Origin of the sequence: Streptomyces noursei ATCC 11455, assembly GCF_001704275.1 — a bacterium.
GTDB lineage: Bacteria > Actinomycetota > Actinomycetes > Streptomycetales > Streptomycetaceae > Streptomyces > Streptomyces noursei.
The window spans coordinates 7414140-7434517 of sequence record NZ_CP011533.1 but is presented as its reverse complement, the minus strand read 5'-3'; the positions used below and the strand labels follow the sequence as shown (position 1 = coordinate 7434517).

At 71.5% G+C, this 20378-nt stretch carries 19 protein-coding genes; 2 read left to right on the top strand and 17 right to left on the bottom strand.

The window, feature by feature from the left end; translation table 11 throughout:
* Positions 1-52 precede the first annotated feature (52 nt).
* The 14 genes from SNOUR_RS31605 to pgsA all read right to left on the bottom strand — a co-directional run bounded on the left by SNOUR_RS31605 (position 53) and on the right by pgsA (position 13269).
* Positions 53-601: an adenine phosphoribosyltransferase gene (locus SNOUR_RS31605; RefSeq protein WP_067353805.1), complete on the bottom strand. Its 549-nt coding sequence runs from the start codon at positions 599-601 to the stop codon at positions 53-55.
* Entirely contained in the window at positions 598-1722 is a 1125-nt protein-coding gene (secF, locus tag SNOUR_RS31600; RefSeq protein WP_067353803.1) for a protein translocase subunit SecF, read from the bottom strand. Before secF ends, SNOUR_RS31605 begins: the two co-directional genes overlap by 4 nt.
* 1 nt (position 1723) lies before the next feature.
* Positions 1724-3478, bottom strand: coding sequence for a protein translocase subunit SecD (gene secD, locus SNOUR_RS31595; protein WP_067353801.1), 1755 nt, complete (start codon positions 3476-3478; stop codon positions 1724-1726).
* Between the two features lie 154 nt (positions 3479-3632).
* Positions 3633-4172 (bottom strand): preprotein translocase subunit YajC, encoded by a 540-nt coding sequence (gene yajC, locus SNOUR_RS31590; RefSeq protein WP_079142981.1) that lies wholly within the window; start codon positions 4170-4172, stop codon positions 3633-3635.
* Between the two features lie 163 nt (positions 4173-4335).
* Positions 4336-5424, bottom strand: a complete 1089-nt coding sequence (ruvB, locus tag SNOUR_RS31585) for a Holliday junction branch migration DNA helicase RuvB (protein WP_067353798.1) — start codon at positions 5422-5424, stop codon at positions 4336-4338.
* Between the two features lie 76 nt (positions 5425-5500).
* The gene (gene ruvA, locus SNOUR_RS31580) at positions 5501-6121 is read right to left on the bottom strand and encodes a Holliday junction branch migration protein RuvA (protein WP_067353795.1); all 621 of its coding nucleotides are present in this window, start codon (positions 6119-6121) and stop codon (positions 5501-5503) included.
* Positions 6118-6669, bottom strand: a complete 552-nt coding sequence (gene ruvC / locus SNOUR_RS31575; protein ID WP_067353793.1) for a crossover junction endodeoxyribonuclease RuvC — start codon at positions 6667-6669, stop codon at positions 6118-6120. Before ruvC ends, ruvA begins: the two co-directional genes overlap by 4 nt.
* Positions 6670-6802: 133 nt before the next feature.
* A complete protein-coding gene (locus tag SNOUR_RS31570; protein ID WP_039637994.1) occupies positions 6803-7555 on the bottom strand; it encodes a YebC/PmpR family DNA-binding transcriptional regulator in 753 nt (250 codons plus the stop codon).
* A 63-nt stretch (positions 7556-7618) separates the two neighbouring features.
* Complete coding sequence (gene pdxT / locus SNOUR_RS31565; RefSeq protein ID WP_067353790.1) at positions 7619-8212, bottom strand: pyridoxal 5'-phosphate synthase glutaminase subunit PdxT; 594 nt, start codon at positions 8210-8212, stop codon at positions 7619-7621.
* A 14-nt stretch (positions 8213-8226) separates the two neighbouring features.
* Positions 8227-9138, bottom strand: coding sequence for a pyridoxal 5'-phosphate synthase lyase subunit PdxS (gene pdxS, locus SNOUR_RS31560; protein ID WP_018539801.1), 912 nt, complete (start codon positions 9136-9138; stop codon positions 8227-8229).
* Between the two features lie 146 nt (positions 9139-9284).
* Entirely contained in the window at positions 9285-9830 is a 546-nt protein-coding gene (locus tag SNOUR_RS31555; protein WP_067353787.1) for a LemA family protein, read from the bottom strand.
* 699 nt (positions 9831-10529) lie between these two features.
* Positions 10530-11696, bottom strand: a complete 1167-nt coding sequence (locus SNOUR_RS31550; protein ID WP_067353784.1) for a glycosyltransferase family 4 protein — start codon at positions 11694-11696, stop codon at positions 10530-10532.
* On the bottom strand, positions 11693-12616 hold the full coding sequence (locus tag SNOUR_RS31545; RefSeq protein ID WP_067353782.1) for a phosphatidylinositol mannoside acyltransferase: 924 nt from the start codon (positions 12614-12616) through the stop codon (positions 11693-11695). The genes SNOUR_RS31550 and SNOUR_RS31545 overlap by 4 nt, the downstream gene beginning before the upstream one ends.
* Complete coding sequence (gene pgsA, locus SNOUR_RS31540; RefSeq protein WP_067353780.1) at positions 12616-13269, bottom strand: phosphatidylinositol phosphate synthase; 654 nt, start codon at positions 13267-13269, stop codon at positions 12616-12618. Before pgsA ends, SNOUR_RS31545 begins: the two co-directional genes overlap by 1 nt.
* Before the next feature lie 277 nt (positions 13270-13546).
* Between pgsA and SNOUR_RS31535 the strand changes: the two genes are divergently transcribed.
* Both SNOUR_RS31535 and SNOUR_RS31530 read left to right on the top strand, forming a co-directional pair.
* Entirely contained in the window at positions 13547-15745 is a 2199-nt protein-coding gene (locus SNOUR_RS31535) for an elongation factor G-like protein EF-G2 (RefSeq protein ID WP_067353778.1), read from the top strand.
* A 184-nt stretch (positions 15746-15929) separates the two neighbouring features.
* Positions 15930-17588, top strand: coding sequence for an AbeC-like domain-containing protein (locus SNOUR_RS31530; RefSeq protein ID WP_067353775.1), 1659 nt, complete (start codon positions 15930-15932; stop codon positions 17586-17588).
* A 68-nt stretch (positions 17589-17656) separates the two neighbouring features.
* Here the strand turns inward: SNOUR_RS31530 and SNOUR_RS31525 are convergent, their stop codons facing one another.
* The 3 genes from SNOUR_RS31525 to SNOUR_RS31515 all read right to left on the bottom strand — a co-directional run bounded on the left by SNOUR_RS31525 (position 17657) and on the right by SNOUR_RS31515 (position 20318).
* A complete protein-coding gene (locus SNOUR_RS31525) occupies positions 17657-18865 on the bottom strand; it encodes a YncE family protein (RefSeq protein WP_067353772.1) in 1209 nt (402 codons plus the stop codon).
* Positions 18865-19644, bottom strand: coding sequence for a polysaccharide deacetylase family protein (locus tag SNOUR_RS31520; RefSeq protein WP_079142980.1), 780 nt, complete (start codon positions 19642-19644; stop codon positions 18865-18867). The genes SNOUR_RS31525 and SNOUR_RS31520 overlap by 1 nt, the downstream gene beginning before the upstream one ends.
* 116 nt (positions 19645-19760) lie before the next feature.
* The gene (locus SNOUR_RS31515; RefSeq protein WP_039637985.1) at positions 19761-20318 is read right to left on the bottom strand and encodes an HIT family protein; all 558 of its coding nucleotides are present in this window, start codon (positions 20316-20318) and stop codon (positions 19761-19763) included.
* Positions 20319-20378: the final 60 nt, after the last annotated feature.

The following is a 20378-nucleotide window of genomic DNA, read 5'->3' as shown; positions in this document are numbered from 1 at the left end:
GCTGTCGTCACGGGTGCCGGACGGTGCCGGCGACGAGCCCTCAAGCGGGCTCTCAGACGGTGATCAGGGCCTCCAGCGGAGCGCCCTTCAGGCCCTCCTCCAGCCGCTGCCTGCCGTCCAGAAAGCCCAGCTCCAGCAGCACCGCCAGGCCCGCCACCTCGGCGCCGGCCCGTCGGATGAGCTGGAGCGAGGCGTCCGCGGTGCCGCCGGTGGCCAGCACGTCGTCGATCACCAGGACCCGGTCGCCGGGCGCCAGGGCGTCCGCGTGGATCTCGATCTCCGCGGTGCCGTACTCCAGCTCGTACGCCTGGCCGAGCGTCGCGCCGGGCAGCTTGCCGGCCTTGCGGACCGGGACGAAACCGATGCCGGCGGCCACCGCGACCGGTGCGGCGAGGATGAAGCCGCGGGCCTCCAGGCCCACCACCTTGTCCACCCGGAAACGCTCGCACAGGTCGACGAAGGCACTGGTCAGGGCGCGGAACGCGGACGGATCGGCGAGCAGCGGGGTGATGTCCTTGAACATCACGCCCGGCTGCGGGTAGTCCGGGACGTCCGAGATCCGGCTGAGCAGCAGCTCGCGCAGCTCGACGGGGGCGCTCATCGACGCCTCCCCGAGGGACGGCCACCGCGGCCACGGCCACGGGTGTCGGTCTGTCCCCGCTGGCCGACCACCGCGGCGCCCTCGGCGTCGTCCTCGACGCCCTCCGCCTCACCGGCGCCGCCCTCCTCCTGGCGGGCGGCTTCCTTGGCGGCGGCCGAGGCGCGCTTGGCGGCGACCCGCTTGGCCAGCGCCTTCATCTCCGGCTCGCCGTTCTTCAGGTCGGCGACCAGCGGCGTCGCGATGAAGATCGACGAGTAGGCGCCGGCGGCCAGACCCACGAACAGGGCCAGCGAGATGTCGTTCAGCATGCCCGCGCCCAGGACGCCACCGCCGACGAAGAGCAGACCGGCGACCGGGAGCAGCGCCACGACGGTGGTGTTGATCGAGCGCACCAGGGTGCCGTTGATGCTGCGGTTGGCGATCTCGCTGTAGGTGAAGCGGCTCTGCTTGGTGATGTCCTTGGAGGCTTCCTTCAGGCTGTCGAAGACCACCACGGTGTCGTAGAGCGAGTAGCCGAGGATGGTCAGCAGACCGATGACGGTGCCCGGGGTGACCTCGAAGCCGACCAGGGCGTAGACGCCGACGGTGATCGTCAGGTCGTGGATCAGGGCGACCAGTGCCGCGACCGCCATCCGCCACTCGAAGGCGATGGCCAGGTAGAGCACCACGAGGACCATGAAGATCCCCAGGCCCAGCCACGCCTTGTTGGCGATCTGCTCACCCCAACTCGGACCGACCAGCTGGGTGTTGACGTCCTTGACCGGGACGTTGAGGTCCTTGGCGATCTCCTCCTGGACGGGCAGCGACTGCTTGGTGTCCAGACCGCTGATCTGGATGCGCAGCGCGCCGCCGCCGAGCTTCTGCACCGTGGCCTGGTGGCCGGGGGCGGCCGACTCGGCGTGGTGCTGGGCCTCCGAGGTGGAGACGGAGGTGTTCGGGGTGGTGAAGACCGCGCCGCCGGAGAACTCGATGCCGAAGTTCAGGCCGCGCACCGCCAGGCCGACGATGGCCGTGATGGTGATCAGGATCGAGACGCCGTACCAGATCTTGCGCTTGCCGATGAAGTCGTAGCCGACCTCGCCGCGGTAGAGCCGGGCGCCGATGTTGCCGAGCTTGGACATCTCACGCCTCCTTCGTCTGGGTGGGGGCGGTGCGACGACGACGCAGCGGGGGCTTGGCGCCCAGACGCTTGGGATCGAGACCGGACCAGGAGTGCCCGTCGGAGAAGAACTTCCGCCGGGCCAGCAGCGTCATCAGCGGCTTGGTGAACAGGAAGACCACGACGACGTCGAGCAGGGTGGTCAGGCCGAGCGTGAACGCGAAGCCCTGCACCTTGCCGACGGTGACGATGAACAGCACCGCCGCGGCCAGGAACGACACGAAGTCGGAGACCAGGATCGTGCGGCGGGCCCGCGGCCAACCGCGCTCGACGGCCGGGCGCAGGGTGCGGCCCTCGCGGATCTCGTCCCGGATGCGCTCGAAGTAGACGATGAACGAGTCGGCGGTGATACCGATGGCGACGATCGCGCCGCAGACCGCCGGGAGGTTCAGCGCGAACCCGATGGCGGGGCCGAGCAGCGTCATGATCGTGTACGTCAGGATCGCCGAGACGCCCAGGCTCGCCAGCGCGACCAGCGCCAGCCCGCGGTAGTAGGCGACCAGGTAGACGATGACCAGCGCGAGGCCGATGGCACCGGCGATCAGACCGGCGTGCAGTTGCTCGCCACCGAGCGCCGCGGTGACCGTGGTCTCGTCGTCGATCTTGAACGAGAGCGGCAGCGCACCGTAGGACAGCATGTTGCCGAGGTCCTCGGCGGACTGCTGGGTGAAGCCGCCGGAGATGGTGGCGTTGCCGCCGTTGAGCCGCTCGTTGACGCGCGGGTCGGAGACCACCGCGCCGTCCAGCACGATCGCGAACTGGTTCTGCGGCGGCGTCTTGGTGGCGAGCTTGCCGGTGATGTCCGCGAACTTCTTGCCGCCGTCGGAGGTGAAGTCCATCTGGACGATCCAGCCCTGGCCCTGCTGGCTGTCGAAGACCGCCTTGGCGTCCTTGACGTCCGTGCCCTCGACGCCCACCGGGCCGAGCACGTACTTCTGGGAACCGTCGTCCTTGCAGGCCACGACCGGGTCGGTGGGCTTGGAGCCGGCGGCCTGCTCATTGGCCTGGGCCAGGCCCTTCTTCGTGGAGCAGTCCAGCGCCGCGAACTGCTTCTGCAGCGCGGGCGGGATGTCCGCGCCGCCGGGGACCGGCGGAGTCGGCGGCGTCGAGGACTTGTCCGACGCGGAGGCCGAGGGCGAGGCGGACGGCTTCTTCAGCGCGTCGGTGACCGCGCGGCCCTGGCTGGTGGAGCTGGCGCTCGGGGTCGGCGAGGCGCTCTGCTGCGAGCCCTTGCCACCGGTGGCCTTCTCGCCCTCCTTGCCCTTGCCGCCCTGCGAGGGGCTGGGCTTGGGCTCGGGGGCCTTGGTGCCGGCGGCGGTGGTCAGCACCGGCCGGAACGCGAGCTGGGCAGTGGTACCGACCTGCTGGCGAGCCTGTTTCGCGTCCGTCCCCTTGGGGATGTTCACGATGATGTGGTTGCTGCCCTGGGTCTGGACCTCGGACTCGGTCACACCGAGACCGTTGACCCGCCGCTCCATGATGCCGGCGGCGGTGTTCATGTTGGTCTCGTTGATCGCGTTGGGCTTGCCCGGCTGGTTCTGCGCCGCCAGCGTGAAACTGGTGCCGCCCGCCAGGTCGATGCCCAGGCGGGGAGTCATCGTGCCGGAGTAGAACATGCCTCCGACGAGCGCCGCCATCGCGATCAGGACCAGGATCAGGGTGCGCCCCGGATGCCCCTGGCTCGCGGGCGCCCTGCGGCCCTTCTTCGGTGCTGCCACCTTGTCGTTTCTCCCTGTCCAACCCCTCGGCCTGGGTTGTCTGCCGAGCGGGCACGAAGTCTTGTGGGGACGTGCCCCCGCCGGAGCCTAGACCGTCCGGGAACCGCGGTGCGCCCGATCGGGGGCGTGCCGCGGTTCCACGCTACGGAACGGACTACTTCGCGTCGGCGTCGCCGGCCTTCTTGTCCTTGCCGGTCTCGGCGGCCGGCTCTTCGGCCTTTCCGGCCTGGTCGCCCTCGGCGGCCTCGGCCTTGTCGGCGGCGGGCTCGGTGCCCTCGCCGGCCTCGGCCTTGTCCAGGTCGATCTTGCCGGACTTGTCACCCTTTTCAGTGGCCTTGTCGGCACCGTCACCGGTCAGCGACGAGACATCGTCCGGTACGACCGGGCTCTCCTCGGCGACGATCGGGTCGGCACCGTCCAGAATGCGGTTGTACTCCTCATCCGCGAGCACCGCGCCGATGGCGTTCTTCGCGTAGATGGCGTGCACACCGGGAGCGACCTCCAGGAGGACGGTGTCCTCGTGGATTTCCTTCACGGTGGCGTACATGCCACCGATCGTCCGGACGCCGGTGCCGGGCTGCATCTCATTGCGCATCTGCTGGGCCGCCTGCTGCTTCTTCTTGGCGGACCGCGTCATCAGGAACATGGCCCCGATGAGGACGATGAAGGGGAGGAGAGTCACGATATTGGGCACGGGACGGAAATCCTTCGCACGACCGCTGCTCTCGCGGTCTCATATAGCGGGGTGGGTATACCGATCCTTACGGACGGCATCGGCGGAGTCTAAGCGAGTCCGCACCACAGGAACAACGCCCAGCATCGCACCGCAGTTCCTGACCGGGCGAGTCTCCGCGCCGTCATGCCTCGAACAGGCCGTGCTGACCACCGCCGCCCGCCTGCTGGGGCGGCACCAACCCGAGGTGGGCCCAGGCCGCCGGGGTCGCGATCCGGCCGCGCGGCGTACGGGCCAGCAGCCCCTCGCGCACCAGGAAGGGCTCGGCGACCTCCTCGACCGTCTCGCGCTCCTCCCCCACCGCGACCGCGAGAGTGGACAGCCCGACCGGGCCGCCGCCGAACAGCTTGAGCAGGGCGGTGAGCACCGCCCGGTCGAGCCGGTCCAGCCCGCGGCCGTCGACCTCGTAGACCCCCAGGGCCTGCGCCGCGACCTCGCGGGTGATCACGCCGTCGGCCTTGACCTGGGCGTAGTCGCGGACCCGGCGCAGCAGGCGGTTGGCGATCCGGGGCGTGCCGCGGGAGCGGCCGGCGATCTCGGCGGCGCCCTCGGGCTCTATCGCCACGTCCAGCAGGCCGGCGGAGCGGTGGATGACGCGCTGGAGCTCGGCGGGGGCGTAGAACTCCATGTGGCCGGTGAAGCCGAACCGGTCGCGCAGCGGCGGCGGCAGCAGCCCCGCCCGGGTCGTCGCCCCGACCAGCGTGAACGGCGGGAGCTCCAGCGGGATGGCGGTGGCGCCCGGCCCCTTGCCGACGATCACGTCGACCCGGAAGTCCTCCATCGCCATATAGAGCATCTCCTCGGCGGGCCGGGACATCCGGTGGATCTCGTCGAGGAAGAGCACCTCGCCCTCCTGGAGGGAGGAGAGGATCGCCGCCAGGTCGCCGGCGTGCTGGATGGCGGGACCGGAGGTGATCCGGATCGGGGCGCCCATCTCCGCCGCGATGATCATGGAGAGGGTGGTCTTGCCGAGCCCGGGCGCCCCGGAGAGCAGGACGTGGTCGGCGGTGGCGCCACGGGCCCTGGCCGCCTTCAGCACCAGGTCGAGCTGCTCGCGCACCCGCTCCTGGCCGACGAACTCGTCCAGGTCCTTGGGCCGCAGCGCGGCCTCGACGGCATTCTCCTCGCCATCGGCGTCGGCCGCCACCAGCCGGTCGGCCGGGGCACCGGCGCTCTCCTCGGCGGTCGACGGTGCGGTGTCGTCCCAGTTCACTGCGGATTGCCTCGCGGGGTCGGGGCGGCCGGGCCGCCTGCGTGGTCGTAGGGTCGGGGGCGCCGGAGCGCGTCGGTCAGCGGGCCCGGTTGAGGGTCCGGAGGGCCGCCTTGAGCAGCTGCGGCACCTGCGGCGTGCCGCCCGCGGAGGCGGCCGCCTCGGCCTGCGGCGCCACCGCGGCGACCGCCTCGTCGGCCTCCCGCGCGGCATAGCCCAGCCCCATCAGCGCGGCCTGGAGCTGATCGCGCCAGCCGGCCGGCGCCGCGGCCTTGGCCACCGGGCGGGCGGCGCCGGTCGGTGCGCCGAGCCGGTCCTTGAGCTCCAGCAGCAGCTTCTGCGCGCCCTTCTTGCCGATGCCCGGTACGGCCGTCAGCGACTTCTCGTCCCCGGTGGACACCGCGAGCCGCAGCGCGTCCGGGGAGTGCACCGCGAGCATCGCCTGGGCGAGCCGGGGGCCGACGCCGCTGGCGGTCTGCAGCAGCTCGAAGGTCTGCCGCTCGTCGTCGTCGGCGAAGCCGTAGAGGGTGAGCGAGTCCTCGCGGACGACGAGGGAGGTGGCGAGCTTGGCGTGCTCGCCGACCCGGAGGCCGGAGAGGGTGTTCGGCGTGCACTGGACGGCCATGCCCACACCGCCGACCTCGACGACGGCGAGATCCGGTGCGAGGGCCGCGACCGGGCCGGAGACAAAGGCGATCATCGGGTGCCCTTCAGCGTGCGTACGGGAGCGGGGGTGCGACGGGCCGCGGCCTGGGCCTGCTGGAGGCGGTTGACCGCGGGGGCCCGCCAGATGTGGCAGATGGCCAGGGCGAGGGCGTCGGCGGCGTCTGCCGGCTTGGGCGGCTCGGCGAGCCGCAGCAGGCGGGTGACCATCGCGCCGACCTGCGCCTTGTCGGCCCGTCCCGAGCCGGTGACGGCGGCCTTGACCTCGCTGGGGGTGTGCAGCGCGACCGGCAGTCCGCGGCGGGCCGCACACAGCATGGCGACCGCGCTGGCCTGAGCGGTGCCCATGACCGTACGGACGTTGTGCTGGCTGAACACCCGCTCCACGGCGACGTATTCGGGGCGGTGGGTGTCGAGCCACTCGTCTATGCCGCGCTCGATCAGCACCAGGCGGCGCGCGGTGTCCGCATCCGCCGGGGTCCGCACGACGCCGACGCCGACCATGGTCAGGGGACGCCCGGCGACCCCGTCCACCACGCCGACCCCGCACCGGGTCAGTCCCGGGTCCACCCCCAGCACCTTCATCGGCCCCGCCCCTCGCCGTCGTTCGGTCGCCTGTTCCTTATGTTCTTGCAGGTTAGTGGCTGCCACTGACAAACCGACGGGCCGGCGGGGTGTGTCCCCGCCGGCCCGTCGTAGACCGGTAAGCCCGTGGCCGTCAGGCGTCGACCTTGGCCATGACCTCGTCGGACACGTCGAAGTTGGCGAAGACGTTCTGCACGTCGTCGCTGTCCTCCAGCGCGTCGATCAGCTTGAAGATCTTGCGCGCGCCCTCTTCCTCCAGCTCGACCTGCAGGGTCGGGACGAAGTTGGCCTCGGCCGAGTCGTAGTCGATGCCGGCCTCCTGGAGCGCGGTGCGCACCGCGACCAGGTCGGTGGCCTCGCTGAGCACCTCGAAGGACTCACCGAGGTCGTTGACCTCCTCGGCACCGGCCTCCAGGACCGCGTCCAGCACGTCGTCCTCGGACAGCTCGCCCTTGGGGACGATCACCACGCCCTTGCGGTTGAACAGGTACGAGACCGAACCCGGGTCGGCCATCGAGCCGCCGTTGCGGGTCATCGCGACCCGGACGTCGGACGCGGCACGGTTGCGGTTGTCGGTGAGGCACTCGATCAGGACGGCGACGCCGTTGGGGCCGTAGCCCTCGTACATGATCGTCTCGTAGTCGGCGCCACCGGCTTCGAGGCCGCCACCGCGCTTGATCGCGGAGTCGATGTTCTTGTTCGGGACCGACTGCTTCTTCGCCTTCTGCACGGCGTCGTACAGCGTCGGGTTGCCTTCCAGGTCGACGCCGCCCATCCGCGCCGCGACCTCGACGTTCTTGATCAGCTTCGCGAAGAGCTTGCCGCGCTTGGCATCGATCACGGCCTTCTTGTGCTTCGTCGTAGCCCATTTAGAGTGGCCGGACATCCGCCTGTCTCCTTCGCGTAACCCATTTCAGAAACGATCGCCCTAGATCCTACCGGGATTGCGTCAGGCCCCCGCACGCACCATGTCCACGAACAACGCGTGGATGCGGTGATCGCCGGTCAACTCCGGATGGAACGACGTGGCCAGGACGTTACCCTGCCGCACCGCCACCGTATGCCCACCGTACGTCGCAAGGACATCGACGGAGGCACCGACCGACTCGACCCAGGGCGCCCGGATGAAGACGCCCTCCACCGGGCCACCGTCGACCCCGGCGACCTCGACGGCCGCCTCGAACGACTCGTTCTGCCGCCCGAAGGCGTTGCGGCGCACGATCATATCGATGCCGCCGAGCGTCTCCTGGTCCTCGCGGCCGTCCAGCAGCTTGTCGGCGACCATGATCATGCCGGCGCAGGTGCCGTAGACCGGCCGGCCGGCCCGGACGAAGGCGCGCAGCGGCTCCAACATCCCGAACACGACCGCCAGTTTGGACATGGTGGTGGACTCGCCGCCCGGAATGACCAGGCCGTCGACCGCGGCGAGCTCCTCGGGACGGCGTACCGGCAACGCCCGGGCGCCGGCGTCCGCGAGCGCCGTGAGGTGCTCGCGGACGTCGCCCTGGAGCGCCAGCACACCGATGGTGGGAGTGGTGCTCATCAGTTTCTGCGTCCTTACCAGCCGCGGTTGGCGTAGCGCTCGGCCTCGGGGAGGGTGTCGCAGTTGATGCCGACCATGGCCTCGCCCAGGTTGCGGGAGACGTCCGCGATGACCTTCGGGTCGTCGTAGAAGGTGGTGGCCTTCACGATCGCGGCGGCGCGCTTGGCCGGGTCGCCGGACTTGAAGATGCCGGAGCCGACGAAGACGCCCTCGGCACCCAGCTGGCGCATCAGCGCGGCGTCGGCCGGGGTCGCGACGCCACCGGCGGAGAACAGCACGACGGGGAGCTTGCCCAGTTCGGCGACCTCCTTGACGAGCTCGTAGGGGGCGCGCAGCTCCTTGGCGGCGGCGAACAGCTCGTTGTGGTCGCAGCCGCGCAGCTTGGCGATCTCGCCCTTGATCTGACGCAGGTGACGGACCGCCTCGACGACGTTGCCGGTGCCGGCCTCGCCCTTGGAGCGGATCATGGCCGCGCCCTCGGCGATCCGGCGCAGCGCCTCACCGAGGTTGGTGGCACCGCAGACGAAGGGGGTGGTGAAGGCCCACTTGTCGGAGTGGTTGACCTCGTCGGCCGGGGTGAGGACCTCGGACTCGTCGATGTAGTCGACGCCGAGCGACTGCAGGACCTGGGCCTCGACGAAGTGGCCGATCCGGGACTTGGCCATGACCGGGATGGAGACGGCGTTGATGATGCCGTCGATCATGTCCGGGTCGGACATCCGGGCCACCCCGCCGTCCTTGCGGATGTCGGCCGGGACCCGCTCCAGGGCCATGACGGCGACGGCACCGGCGTCCTCGGCGATCTTCGCCTCTTCCGGCGTGACGACGTCCATGATCACGCCGCCCTTGAGCTGCTCGGCCATTCCGCGCTTGACGCGCGCGGTTCCGGTCTCGGGGGTCTGGGGCGTGGTGGGCGTGCTGGACACGTTGACCTCACTCAGTGCGGGTGGTTGTACTTCGCCGCCCACACAACCGTTGGTCAGCGGCCCGGGAAAAGGGCCAATTAGAGGCCGGTGGCTTGTCGGGTCTGCCGTCGCGGCATCCGGACGTACCACTTCCGCTTCGTGGTCGGTCAGTTCCCGCCCGAGCGGTCGTCCAGGACGGCCGGCGGCTCGTCGTCCATCTCGAAGGCCATCGGGAACGGCGCATGGCCGGCCAGCCGCAGATAGCGGACCAACCGGTGCCGACGGACCGCCCGCGCGGCCCGCACGGCGTCGTTGTGGAACCGGCGCGCCATCGGCACCCGGCGCACCGCCGCGATCAGCTCCGCGACCGTCCGCTCCCCGCCCGGGGCCTCCCGCACCGCCTCCACCTGCGCCTCGTCCTCGAAGACCGCACGCAGCGCCTGGCTCAGCTCGCTCTCCGCGACCTCGCGATGATCCTCCGCCGCCTGCCGGGCCTCGTGCGCGGCCTGGTACAACACGATCGACGCGGCCGGATCCAGCACCCCCGACGTGCCCACCTCCTGCGCGACCGAGGCCCGCCGCAGCAACTGGGCGTCCAGCGCCGCCTTCGCCGCGTCGATGCGCGCATGCAGTCGGTCGAGCCGACCGGCCGTCCAGCTCAGGTAGACACCGATGAGGACGATCGCGGCGGCGATCCAGATAAACGTGGTCACGCGGGGTCACGTTATCGCCTTGCGGCTGGCTTCCTCGCACGTAGTCGGCGTTCCCGCCGTAGGGGTTCGCGTTTTGCGCCTGCGGCGGGGCGAATCCGCTGCGCGGGGCGGGGCCGCCTGACGGCGGGGTGGTGCGGGGCCGCCCTGACGGCGGGGTGGTGCGGGGCCGCCTGACGGCGGGGTGGTGCCGCTGTGCCTGTCCGCCTGACGGCGGGGGTGGTTGCGGGTCCGCTGCGCGGGACGGTGCCGCTGCGCCTGTCCGCCTGACGGCAGGGGTGGTTGCGGGTCCGCTGCGCGGGGCGGTTCGGCAGCGGTGCCGGGGCTGCGGGGTGGGGGTTGTCCGGACTGCTGCGCTTTACGTCCGGACAACCCCCACCCCGCAGCCCCGTCCCCTCCCGTGAGTGGTCATGAAAACGATGAGTGAGGGTGCCGGCCCGTGGTCCCCTGCGGGTTCGTCGTCGAGTCGTGACCGTCACCGGACCACCGGCATCAACGGTCGCGCACCTGTCTTTCCCACCCACCCACGGGAGGGGACGGGCCGGAGGGGGTGGTGTGCAGGACGTAAAGCGCAGCAGTCCTGCACACCACCCCCGCAGGCCCGTCACCGCACCCAACAGCCCCGCGCAGCGGACAACGCACAACGGCCCAGCCCCGCGCAGCGGATCCGCCCCGCGCAGCGGACAACGCAAGACCCCGCCGTCAGGCGGACCCGCGCCGCGCAGCGGATCGGCCCCGGGCTCCCACTCGTTCGTCGGTCGCCACGGCCGAGGCGCCCGCCGTCACCGTCTCGTAGACGGCGAGGATGTCGGCGCCGACCGTGGTCCAGTCGAAGCGGCGGACGTGCTTGGTGCCGCGTTCGCGGAGTTCGGTGAGGCGGTCAGGGGCGTGCAGCAGGCGGACGGCCGCGGCGGCCAGCGCCTCCGCGTCCTCGTTGGCGAAGAGTTCGCCGGCCTCGCCCTGGTCCAGGACCTGGGCGAACGCGTCGAGGTCGCTGGCCAGTACGGGGGCCCCGGCGGACATCGCCTCCACGAGGATGATGCCGAAGGACTCGCCGCCCGTGTTGGGCGCGACATAGACGTCCACGCTGCGCAGCAGTCGTGCCTTGTCCTCGTCGGAGACCATGCCGAGGAACTCGACACGGGAGCGCAGTTCGGCGGGCAGGCCGGCGACGGCCTCGTCCTGGTCACCGCGGCCGGCGACCAGCAGTCGGGCGTCGGGGACCGCGGCGAGGATCGCGGGCAGTGCCTTCATGAGGACCGGCAGGCCCTTGCGGGGCTCGTCGATCCGGCCGATGAAGCCGATGGTGCGGCCCTGCCATTCCGGCCGGGGCTCGGCCCGGGCGAAGAAGTCCACGTCCACGCCGTTGGGGATCACCACCGCGTCGCCGCCGAGGTGCTCGACCAGGGTCCGGCGGGCGTACTCGCTGACCGCGATCCGAGCGCTGATCTTCTCCAGGGCGGGCTGGAGGATCGGGTACGCGGCGATCATGGCGCGGGAGCGCGGGTTGGAGGTGTGGAACGTCGCCACGATCGGGCCCTGCGCCGCCCAGCAGGCGAGCAGGCCCAGGGACGGCGAGGCCGGCTCGTGGATGTGGATGACGTCGAAGGCGCCGTTCTGGAGCCAGCGGCGGACCCGGGCGGCGGAGAGGAAGCCGAAGTTGAGGCGGGCGACCGAGCCGTTGTAGGGCACGGGGACGGCGCGGCCGGCCGGGACGACGTAGGGCGGCAGCGGGGTCTCGTCGTCGGCGGGGGCCAGGACGGAGACCTCGTGGCCGAGGCGGATCAGGTGCTCGGCCAGGTCGCGGATGTGGAACTGCACGCCGCCGGGGACGTCCCAGGAGTACGGGCAGACGATGCCGATCTTCACGCGGGCTCCGTTCCGGCGTCGCCGCGCGGCTCCAGATCGGCGAGCCACAGGCGCTGGAGCATGTGCCAGTCCGTGGGGTGGTCGGCGATGCCGGAGGCGAAGGCGTCGGCCAGCGCCTGGGTCATCAGGGCGGCCTTCTCGGTGCGGGTGCCGTTCTGCGGCACCTCGATCTCCGGGTGGACCCGGCCGCGCATGATGGGGGTGTCGTCGTACCAGAGGGTGACCGGCAGCAGCATCGCGCCGGTCTGGAGGGCCAGCATCGCGGGCCCGGCCGGCATCTTCGCCTCCTCGCCGAAGAACTTCACCGGTATCCCGGAGCTGGACAGGTCGCGGTCGGCGACCAGGCAGACCAGGCCGCCGGCGCGCAGCCGCCGGGCCAGCGTGCCGAACGCGGCGCCGCCGGTGTGCGGCAGCACCTCCATGCCCAGTCCCTCGCGGTAGGCGACGAACCGGTCGTAGAGGGACTCCGGCTTGAGGCGCTCGGCGACGGTGGTGAACGGGGTGTCGAGCTTGGTGGTGACCCAGACGCCGGCGAGGTCGTAGTTGCCCATGTGGGGCAGCGCCAGGATCACCCCGCGATCGCTCTTGAGGCCGTCCTCCAGGTGGTGCACGTCCTCGGGGGTGAAACCGGCCTTTATCCGCTCCGGGCTCCACACCGGCAGCCGGAAGGACTCCATCCAGTAGCGCATGTACGACCGCATCCCGGCCCGGGAGAGCTCGGCCAGTCGCTCCGGGGAGGCATCCGGGACGACCCGGGCGAGGTTGGACTCCAGGCGCTGGACGCCCTTGCCGCGGCGTCGCCAGGCCAGGTCGGCGAGCTGCCGCCCGAGCTGCACCGCGACCCCTTCGGGCAGCCGCTTGACGGTGCTCCAGCCCAGGCCGTACAGCCCGTCCGTCAGCTTGTCGGTGTCGATCCGCATCAGCCGTTCCCCCCTTGCGCCACGGCGTCGGCCTCGGCCGACTCCCGCCGTACCGTCACCACACGTTGGCCGAGGGTGACGGCGCTGCCGACCGCGACCACCCACAGGGCGATCGGCAGCAGGACCTCGACGCCCGGCACGCCGAACGTGTGCAGCCCGGACAGACCGCAGGCGACCAGCGTGATGACCAGCCGCTCGGCCCGCTCCACCAGGCCGTTGACGTCCACCGGCAGCCCGATGGCCTCACCGCGCGCCTTGGTGTACGAGACGACCTGGCCGCTGGCGAGGCAGAAGATGGCGATCGCGCAGAGCATCAGGCTGTCGCCGCGGCCGGCGTACCACAGGGCCAGCCCGCCGAAGATCGCCGAGTCCGCGACCCGGTCGAGGGTGGAGTCCAGGAAGGCGCCCCACCGGCTGGAGCGCCCCAGCTGCCGCGCCATGTTGCCGTCGACCAGGTCGGAGAAGACGAACAGCGTGATCACGACCGTGCCCCAGAAGAACTCGCCCCGGGGGTAGAAGACCAGGGCGCCGGCGACCACACCGCCGGTTCCGACGAGGGTGACCGCGTCCGGGCTGACCCCGAGACGGATGAGCAGGGCGGCGAACGGTGTGAGAACACGCGTGAAGAACGCACGCGCGTACTTGTTCAGCATGACCTTCCCGGAAAGTCGATACGGGCCGCGCGGTCAAGGGGCCACCGGCTGGCCCATCGTAGCCACGCGGCCGTGGGGCACCGCGAACGCATCGCGGCGCGGGGTGCATCCCACAAGCTCGGACCGGCCCTCGCGCGCCCGCGAGCGCGCCGGCGGGCCCCGCAGGACGGCCGACGGCCCCCTTGAGCACACCGCGCGGACGTGCCACGTATGGACGCATCCTGAACCCGGTGGAAAGCTCGAATCACCGCAAAGTGTCGACCTGGAGGCGAGACACATGAGCGAGAAGTCGAGTACGAACCCAGGAGCCGCCGGAAGGGCACCGGCGGCCGACCGGCCCGCCGCCCTGCGCAATGTGGTGCTGGTCGGCCACAGCGGCTCGGGAAAGACCACTCTGGTCGAGGCGCTGGCACAGGCGTCCGGCGCGGTCAACCGGGCGGGCCGGGTCGAGGACGGTGGCACCCTGTCCGACTACGACGAGATCGAGCACCGGCAGCAACGCTCCGTACAGCTCTCCCTCGTCCCGGTCGACTGGGGCGGAATCAAGATCAATCTGTTGGACACCCCCGGATACGCCGATTTCGTCGGGGAACTCAGGGCCGGTCTGCGTGCGGCGGACGCGGCCCTTTTCGTCGTCTCGGCCGCCGACGGCGTGGCCGGCGCGACCCGGATGGTCTGGGACGAGTGCGCGGCCGTCGGCATGCCGCGCGCCCTGGTGGTCACCCACCTGGAAGCCGCCCGCGCCGACTTCGACGAGATGACCCGGCGGTGCGCGCTGACCTTCGGCGGCGACGACCTGGACGCCGTCCTGCCCCTGTACCTGCCGCTGTACGGCACCCCCGGGTCCGACGGCCACGCCCCCGTCGACGGCCTGATCGGCCTGCTCTCCCAGCGCGTCTTCGACTACTCCTCGGGCACCCGCACCGAGCGCGCGCCCACCGACGACGAGCTCCCGCTGATCGAAGCGGCCCGCAACCGCCTCATCGAGGGGATCATCGCCGAGAGCGAGGACGAGACCCTCATGGACCGCTACCTCGCGGGCGAGGACATCGACCTCAAGACGCTCGTCGGGGACCTGGAGACCGCGGTCGCCCGGGGTTCCTTCCACCCCGTGCTGGCCGCCGCCCCGGCCGTCGAAGGCGCCAAACAGGGGCTGGGCACGGTCGAACTGCTGGAGCTGATCACCGGTGGCTTCCCCACCCCGGCGGAGCGCGAGGCCCCCGCGGTGACCGGCCCGGACGGCTCGCCGCGGCCGAGCCTGGGCTGCGACCCGGAGGGTCCGCTGGCCGCCGAGGTGGTCAAGACCTCCTCCGACCCGTACGTGGGCCGGCTCTCCCTGGTCCGGATCTTCTCCGGCACCCTGCGCCCGGACGACACGGTGCACGTCTCCGGGCACGGCCTGACGGATCGCGGCCACGAGGACCACGACGTCGACGAGCGGGTCGGCGCGCTGTCCGCGCCGTTCGGCAAGCAGCAGCGGCCGCTCCCCCGGGCCATCGCCGGCGATCTGGCCTGCGTCGCCAAGCTCACCCGCGCCGAGACCGGCGACACCCTCTCCGCCAAGGACGACCCGCTGCTGATGGAGCCGTGGGCGATGCCGGACCCGCTGCTGCCGGTCGCCATCCGGGCGCACAGCAAGGCGGACGAGGACAAGCTCTCCCAGGGCCTGGCGCGGCTGGTCGCCGAGGACCCCACGATGCGTCTGGAGCACAACCAGGACACCCGCCAGGTCGTCCTGTGGTGCATGGGCGAGGCGCACACCGACGTGGCCCTGGAGCGGCTGCGCTCGCGCTACGGCGTCCAGGTCGACGCCGTCGAGCACAAGGTCGCGCTCCGGGAGACCTTCAGCGGCTCCGCCGCGGGCCGCGGCCGGCACGTCAAACAGTCCGGCGGCCACGGCCAGTTCGCGATCTGCGAGATCCAGGTCGAACCGCTGCCGGGCGGCTCCGGCATCGAGTTCGTCGACAAGGTCGTCGGCGGCGCGGTCCCCCGGCAGTTCATCCCGTCCGTGGAGAAGGGCGTCCGCGCCCAGGCCGCCCGCGGGATCGCCGCCGGGAATCCGCTCGTCGACATCCGGGTCACCCTGCTCGACGGCAAGTCCCACTCGGTGGACTCCTCGGACGCCGCGTTCCAGACGGCGGGTGCGTTGGCGCTGCGGGAGGCCGCCGCGCAGACCAGGATCGACCTGCTGGAACCGGTCTCCGAGGTGCGCGTCCTGATACCGGACGAGTACGTCGGCCCGGTGCTCAGCGACCTCTCCGGCCGCCGCGGCCGGGTGGTGGGCACCGAGCAGTCCGGCGCCGGCCGCACCCTGGTCCGCGCCGAGGTGCCGGAGATCGAGATCGGACGGTACGCCGTCGATCTGCGGTCGCTCTCGCACGGCACCGGCCGCTTCAGCCGCGGCTACCTGCGGCATGAGCCGATGCCCGGCCAGCTCGCCGCCCGGATGCGGGAACAGGAGGCGGTCAGCGCCTAGTTAACGGTCGGTCAGCCGCTGTCCCGGACAACCCACTTGGGCCGGGCCGGCGGCTGTACGCTGGGACTCCACCGCCGCGCCGCGCGTTCCGGGCCAACCTGCGAGCACGCCGGCCCGGCAGGTGTGCGCGTCGGCGGAGTCGGGTAGAGCGCATCAGCGGATACGCGCGTGATGGGGGCGGGTAGTGGCAGACGGCTTTGACTTCAGTCCGGGGGCGCAGGTCCCCATCTCGGGAGGTGCCGGACAGACGGCGGCGACCCAGGCCCTGGCCTCGGCCGCCTACCGCGACTGCAAGCTCTCCAAGATCTCCGAGGCGGACTCCGATTCAGGGAAGTCCGAGATCAAGAAACCCAAGCTGTCGCTGTTCGAGCCCAACCTCGGCGAGGCGTTCTCCCGCGCCGTCCAGGTGCGGATGCTCGGCGGCGGCCGCAAGCCGCTGATCCAGTCCTTCGGGACGGAGCCGCAGACGATCGTCGAGCACTGCCTGTCGGCCACCCGCATCCGCAAGCAGCGCGACAGCCGGCTGACGGTGCTGATGGTGGTGTGCGGGCTGCTGTTCCTGCCCGGTGTGCTGCTCTGGCTGGGCGCCTTCCAGCTCCGGAAGATGTTCTCCAAGGACGGCGAGGGCAAGGGCATCTCCCTGGCGGGCGGGGCGCTGCTGGTCCTGCTCGCGCTGGCCGGCCTGTTCTTCATGGTCAAGCTGCCGTTCACCGGCTTCTGGCCGCTGTACGCCCGCGGCATGCTCATCGCCCCGGTGGTGGGCTGGTGGCTGGCCAAGCAGATCTGCGAGCGGACCGCGGTGACCCTGCGGGAGGCGTGGAAGGGGCTACTGGAGGGCGGCGGGGTCGCCGCGAAGATCCCCGAGGCGGTGCCGCAGGACCCCAACCACACCTCCGCCGAGACCCTCCGGCACAACCTCGCCAAGGTCTCCGCCGAGCAGCGCAGCAACGTCGTCTTCTACGCCGGCCCCAAGGGCATACTCGGCATGGGCACCCGCTGGGGCAGCTGGCAGCTGGCCGAGGAGCTCCGGCCGGCCCAGGAGGGCACCGACATCCACCCCTTCCGCAGCTGGGACGTGATCCGCGCGATCCACGACCGGCTGCGCCTGCTGGAGCGCAGCCCGCTGCACACCGGCGGATTCCAGCAGCCGCCGTCCGTCCGCCACTGGATCGTCTCCCCGGTGGGCGAGAAGGCCAAGGCCGTCGGCCGCCCCGACGGCGCCCACGTCGACGGGTACGAGGTCCGCGGCCACGAGATAGAGCGGATCTGCAACGAGCAGCAGTTCGGCAGCGGCGACCGCCACTACCTCGGCGTCCAATTCGTCCTGTGGGACGGCCAGTTGGTGCTCACGCTGATGATCACCGTCACCGTCCTGCACGAGACGCTGCGCATCGAGGTCAGCGGTCACGCCCTCGGTCCGGTCAACTCCCTCTTCACGAGCAAGCCGGAGCCCAAGACCAAGGAGATCGCCAAGGTCGTCCGGTTCTGGGAGACCAGGACCCAGACGCTGCCGCTGATCGAGCCGTCGGAGGTGGTCCGGCTCGCCGCCCGCGCCCCGCTGACGTGGTTCCCGCCGGTGCTGGACTTCCTCGGCGGCAAGCTCGCCCTCCCCGAGCCGTTCGGCCTGCGCCACGTCTGGGCCGACAAGCCCTGGCGCCACCGCTTCATGGCCGATGACGCGCTGCGCGCCGCGACCCCGGTGCTGCGGGCGGTGCACGCCGCCGCGATGAGCGTCCTGCAGGAGCACGGCGTCAACACCGAGCGCTTCGACAACCGCTCCCTGGTGCTCAGCGGCATGGTGCAGAGCGCCGAGCCGAAGAAGGCCGACGAGTACCACGCGTAGCACCACCCCGCGCACCGCACGGACGGGCGCGCGCACGGCCTCCCGCCGTGCGCGCGCCCGTCTTTCGGCTAGCGGAAGATCCCGGTGTGCCCCAGCGAGTACCGCCCCGGCTGCGGGTACACCGCCAGTCCGTGCGGGCCCAGCCCCACCGGGATCTTCGCCAGGGTCTTCCCGGTGTGGGTGTCGAGCGCGTACACCTCGGAGTTGTACCGCCCGGACAGCCACAGCACGTTGCCGTCCGAGGAGACCCCGCCCATGTCGGGGCTGCCGCCGCCGCGGATGTGCCACTTGTCGGCGAGTTCGCCGGTCTTGAAGTTCAGCAGCGAGATGCTCCCCTCGCCGCGGTTGGAGATGTACATGGTGCGGGAGTCGCGGCTGACGTAGAGCCCGTGCGTGCCCTTGCCGGTGGGCAGCAGCTTGGGCCGGCCGAAGGTGTCGCCGTTCAGGATCCACACGCCGTCGGCCATCATGTCGGCGACGTACCAGGTCTTCCCGTCCGGGGAGATCTTCACGTCCTGGGGCATGGCGCCCTCGAACGGCAGCTTCTGCTGGCCGATCACCGCCATCTTCGCGGTGTCGACCTTGAGCAGTTCGCCGGAGAACTCGCAGGAGACGATGAAGTACTTCCCGTCCGGCGAGAAATCGGCGTGGTTGACGCCCGCGCAGCTGACCGGGACGGTCTTGCGGACCTCCATCGTGTGCGGGTCCCGGAACACCAGCTGCTTGTCCATCGACGCCATCACCACCGCGTACTTCCCGTCCGGCGTGAAGTAGAGGTTGTACGGGTCGTGGACCTTGACCGGCTTGCCGGCCTTGCCGGTGGCCGGGTCGATCGGGGTCAGGTCGTGGCCCCGGTTGTTGTTGACCCACAGGGTCTTCATGTCCCAGGACGGCACCACGTGCTGCGGCTGCACGCCCACCGGGATCGTCTCGATGACCTTGTACGTCTTGGGGTCGATGACGCTGACCGTGTCGGAGCCGGTGTTGGGCACGTACACCCGCGACGGGTAGTGCTTGACCTGCGGCGCCAGCCGGTTCGGCCGGTCCGCGGCGTACAGGTCGTGCTCGTCCAGCGGCGGCGGCATCCCGGGCAGGCCCTGGGCGACGGCCTTGTGGGGCGAGGGCCCGACGGGCCGCGTGGGGGCGGACTGCTCCCCGCCGCCGGCACAGCCCGCCGCCACCAGGGCGCAGGCCACGACCAGCAGTGCGGCCCGGCGGGTGGAGCGGTCGGGGCGGGAGCCGGTAGGACGGGAGTGGGTACGGTTCCGGTCAGCCATCAGGTCACAAGCTCCGTTGTCGTCACCGCGCGCAGACCGCGCCGGCGGAGGCCGTCGAGGATCGGGGGCAGCGCGGCCACCGTGCCGGCGTGCCCGAGGTGGAGACTGACGACCGAGCCCGGGCGGATGCCGTCCAGGACCGTGCGCTGGACGGCCGGGGCGCCGGGGTCGTTCGCATCGAGGGAGTCCACGTCGTACGACAGGACGTGCGGGTAGCCCGCCCGACGCGCCAGCCGGATCACCTGCCCGGTGGCCCGCTGGGTCTGCGAGGGGCGGAACCAGCTGCCGATACTGCCGGTGAGCTTCCGCAGCCGGTCGGCGCACTGGCTGATCTCGGCGTACGCGGCGTCGGCGGGCAGCGCGCAGATGTTGCGGTGGTGCATGGTGTGGTTGCCCAGCTCGTGGCCGCCGTCCAGGATGCGGCGGGCCATCGCGGGCTGCGCGTCGAGCCAGTCGCCGACCGCGAGCACGGTGATCTTGGCGCCGGCCCGCTCGGCCTCGCCGAGCAGCGCCTCGGCCAGCTTGGGGTCGCCCCGGCCGTGGAAGGTGAGGGCCACCGCGTGGCCGTCCCGCGGCCCGTGTTCGATCTCCGCGGGCAGGCCGGGCGCGCGGGTCGGGGGCCGGGCGGCGGGGTGCCGGGCGGGGGCGGACCGGCCCGTCGCTCGGGGGCTCGGTCCGCCGGCGGCCTGTACGGAGGGGGCGGAGTCCGCCGATCGCTTGGGGTCACAGCCCGACGCAAGCGCACCGGCCGCCGCGGCCGAGGCGGCCACGCGCAGCACGGAGCGACGATCCAGGGAGGTCACCACCCCATTAGAGGGGCAAGAATTCCCAATCGGGGCGATTCATACGATTCATCCGTGCGCGTGTCGCCCCGTTCACCCGGCGCGCACCCCGGCTACGCCGGCCAGGCCGCGGCCAGCATCGCCCGGGTGTCGGCGAGGAGTTGGGGCAGCACCTTGGTGTGCCCTACCACCGGCATGAAGTTGGTGTCGCCGCCCCAGCGGGGGACGACGTGCTGGTGGAGGTGGGCGGCGATGCCGGCGCCGGCGACCGCTCCCTGGTTCATCCCGATGTTGAAGCCGTGCGCCCCGGACGCGCCGCGCAGCGCCGTCATCGCCCGCTTGGTGAAGTCCGCCAGCTCCGCCGTCTCCGGCTCGTCGAGGTCGGTGTAGTCGGCGACGTGGCGGAACGGGACGACCATGAGGTGGCCGCCGTTGTACGGGTAGAGGTTCAGCACCGCGTACACGTACGTACCGCGGGCGACCACGAGGCCGTCCTCGTCCGACTTCGAGGGAATGGTGCAGAACGGACAGCCGTCCTCGGCCCCCGGGCCGCTCGGCTTGTTCTCCCCCTGGATGTAGGCCATCCGGTGGGGCGTCCACAGGCGCTGGAAGGCGTCCTGCGTCCCGACTCCGATCTGCTGTTCCGGCTCACTCGTCATGTTGCGAAGCATATTCTCCCCGGCCGGCGAGGGAAGCGGCGAGGGGCGGTCCCGGTGGGACCGCCCCTCGTC

Bases quoted from the DNA above. Each gene is read 5' to 3' on its own strand.
- SNOUR_RS31605 (WP_067353805.1), bottom strand. From the start codon at position 601: ATGAGCGCCCCCGTCGAGCTGCGCGAGCTGCTGCTCAGCCGGATCTCG.
- secF (WP_067353803.1), bottom strand. From the start codon at position 1,722: ATGTCCAAGCTCGGCAACATCGGCGCCCGGCTCTACCGCGGCGAGGTC.
- ruvA (WP_067353795.1), bottom strand. From the start codon at position 6,121: ATGATCGCCTTTGTCTCCGGCCCGGTCGCGGCCCTCGCACCGGATCTC.
- ruvC (WP_067353793.1), bottom strand. From the start codon at position 6,669: ATGAAGGTGCTGGGGGTGGACCCGGGACTGACCCGGTGCGGGGTCGGC.
- SNOUR_RS31570 (WP_039637994.1), bottom strand. From the start codon at position 7,555: ATGTCCGGCCACTCTAAATGGGCTACGACGAAGCACAAGAAGGCCGTG.
- pdxT (WP_067353790.1), bottom strand. From the start codon at position 8,212: ATGAGCACCACTCCCACCATCGGTGTGCTGGCGCTCCAGGGCGACGTC.
- SNOUR_RS31545 (WP_067353782.1), bottom strand. From the start codon at position 12,616: ATGCGGATCGACACCGACAAGCTGACGGACGGGCTGTACGGCCTGGGC.
- pgsA (WP_067353780.1), bottom strand. From the start codon at position 13,269: ATGCTGAACAAGTACGCGCGTGCGTTCTTCACGCGTGTTCTCACACCG.
- SNOUR_RS31535 (WP_067353778.1), top strand. From the start codon at position 13,547: ATGAGCGAGAAGTCGAGTACGAACCCAGGAGCCGCCGGAAGGGCACCG.
- SNOUR_RS31525 (WP_067353772.1), bottom strand. From the start codon at position 18,865: ATGGCTGACCGGAACCGTACCCACTCCCGTCCTACCGGCTCCCGCCCC.
- SNOUR_RS31515 (WP_039637985.1), bottom strand. From the start codon at position 20,318: ATGCTTCGCAACATGACGAGTGAGCCGGAACAGCAGATCGGAGTCGGG.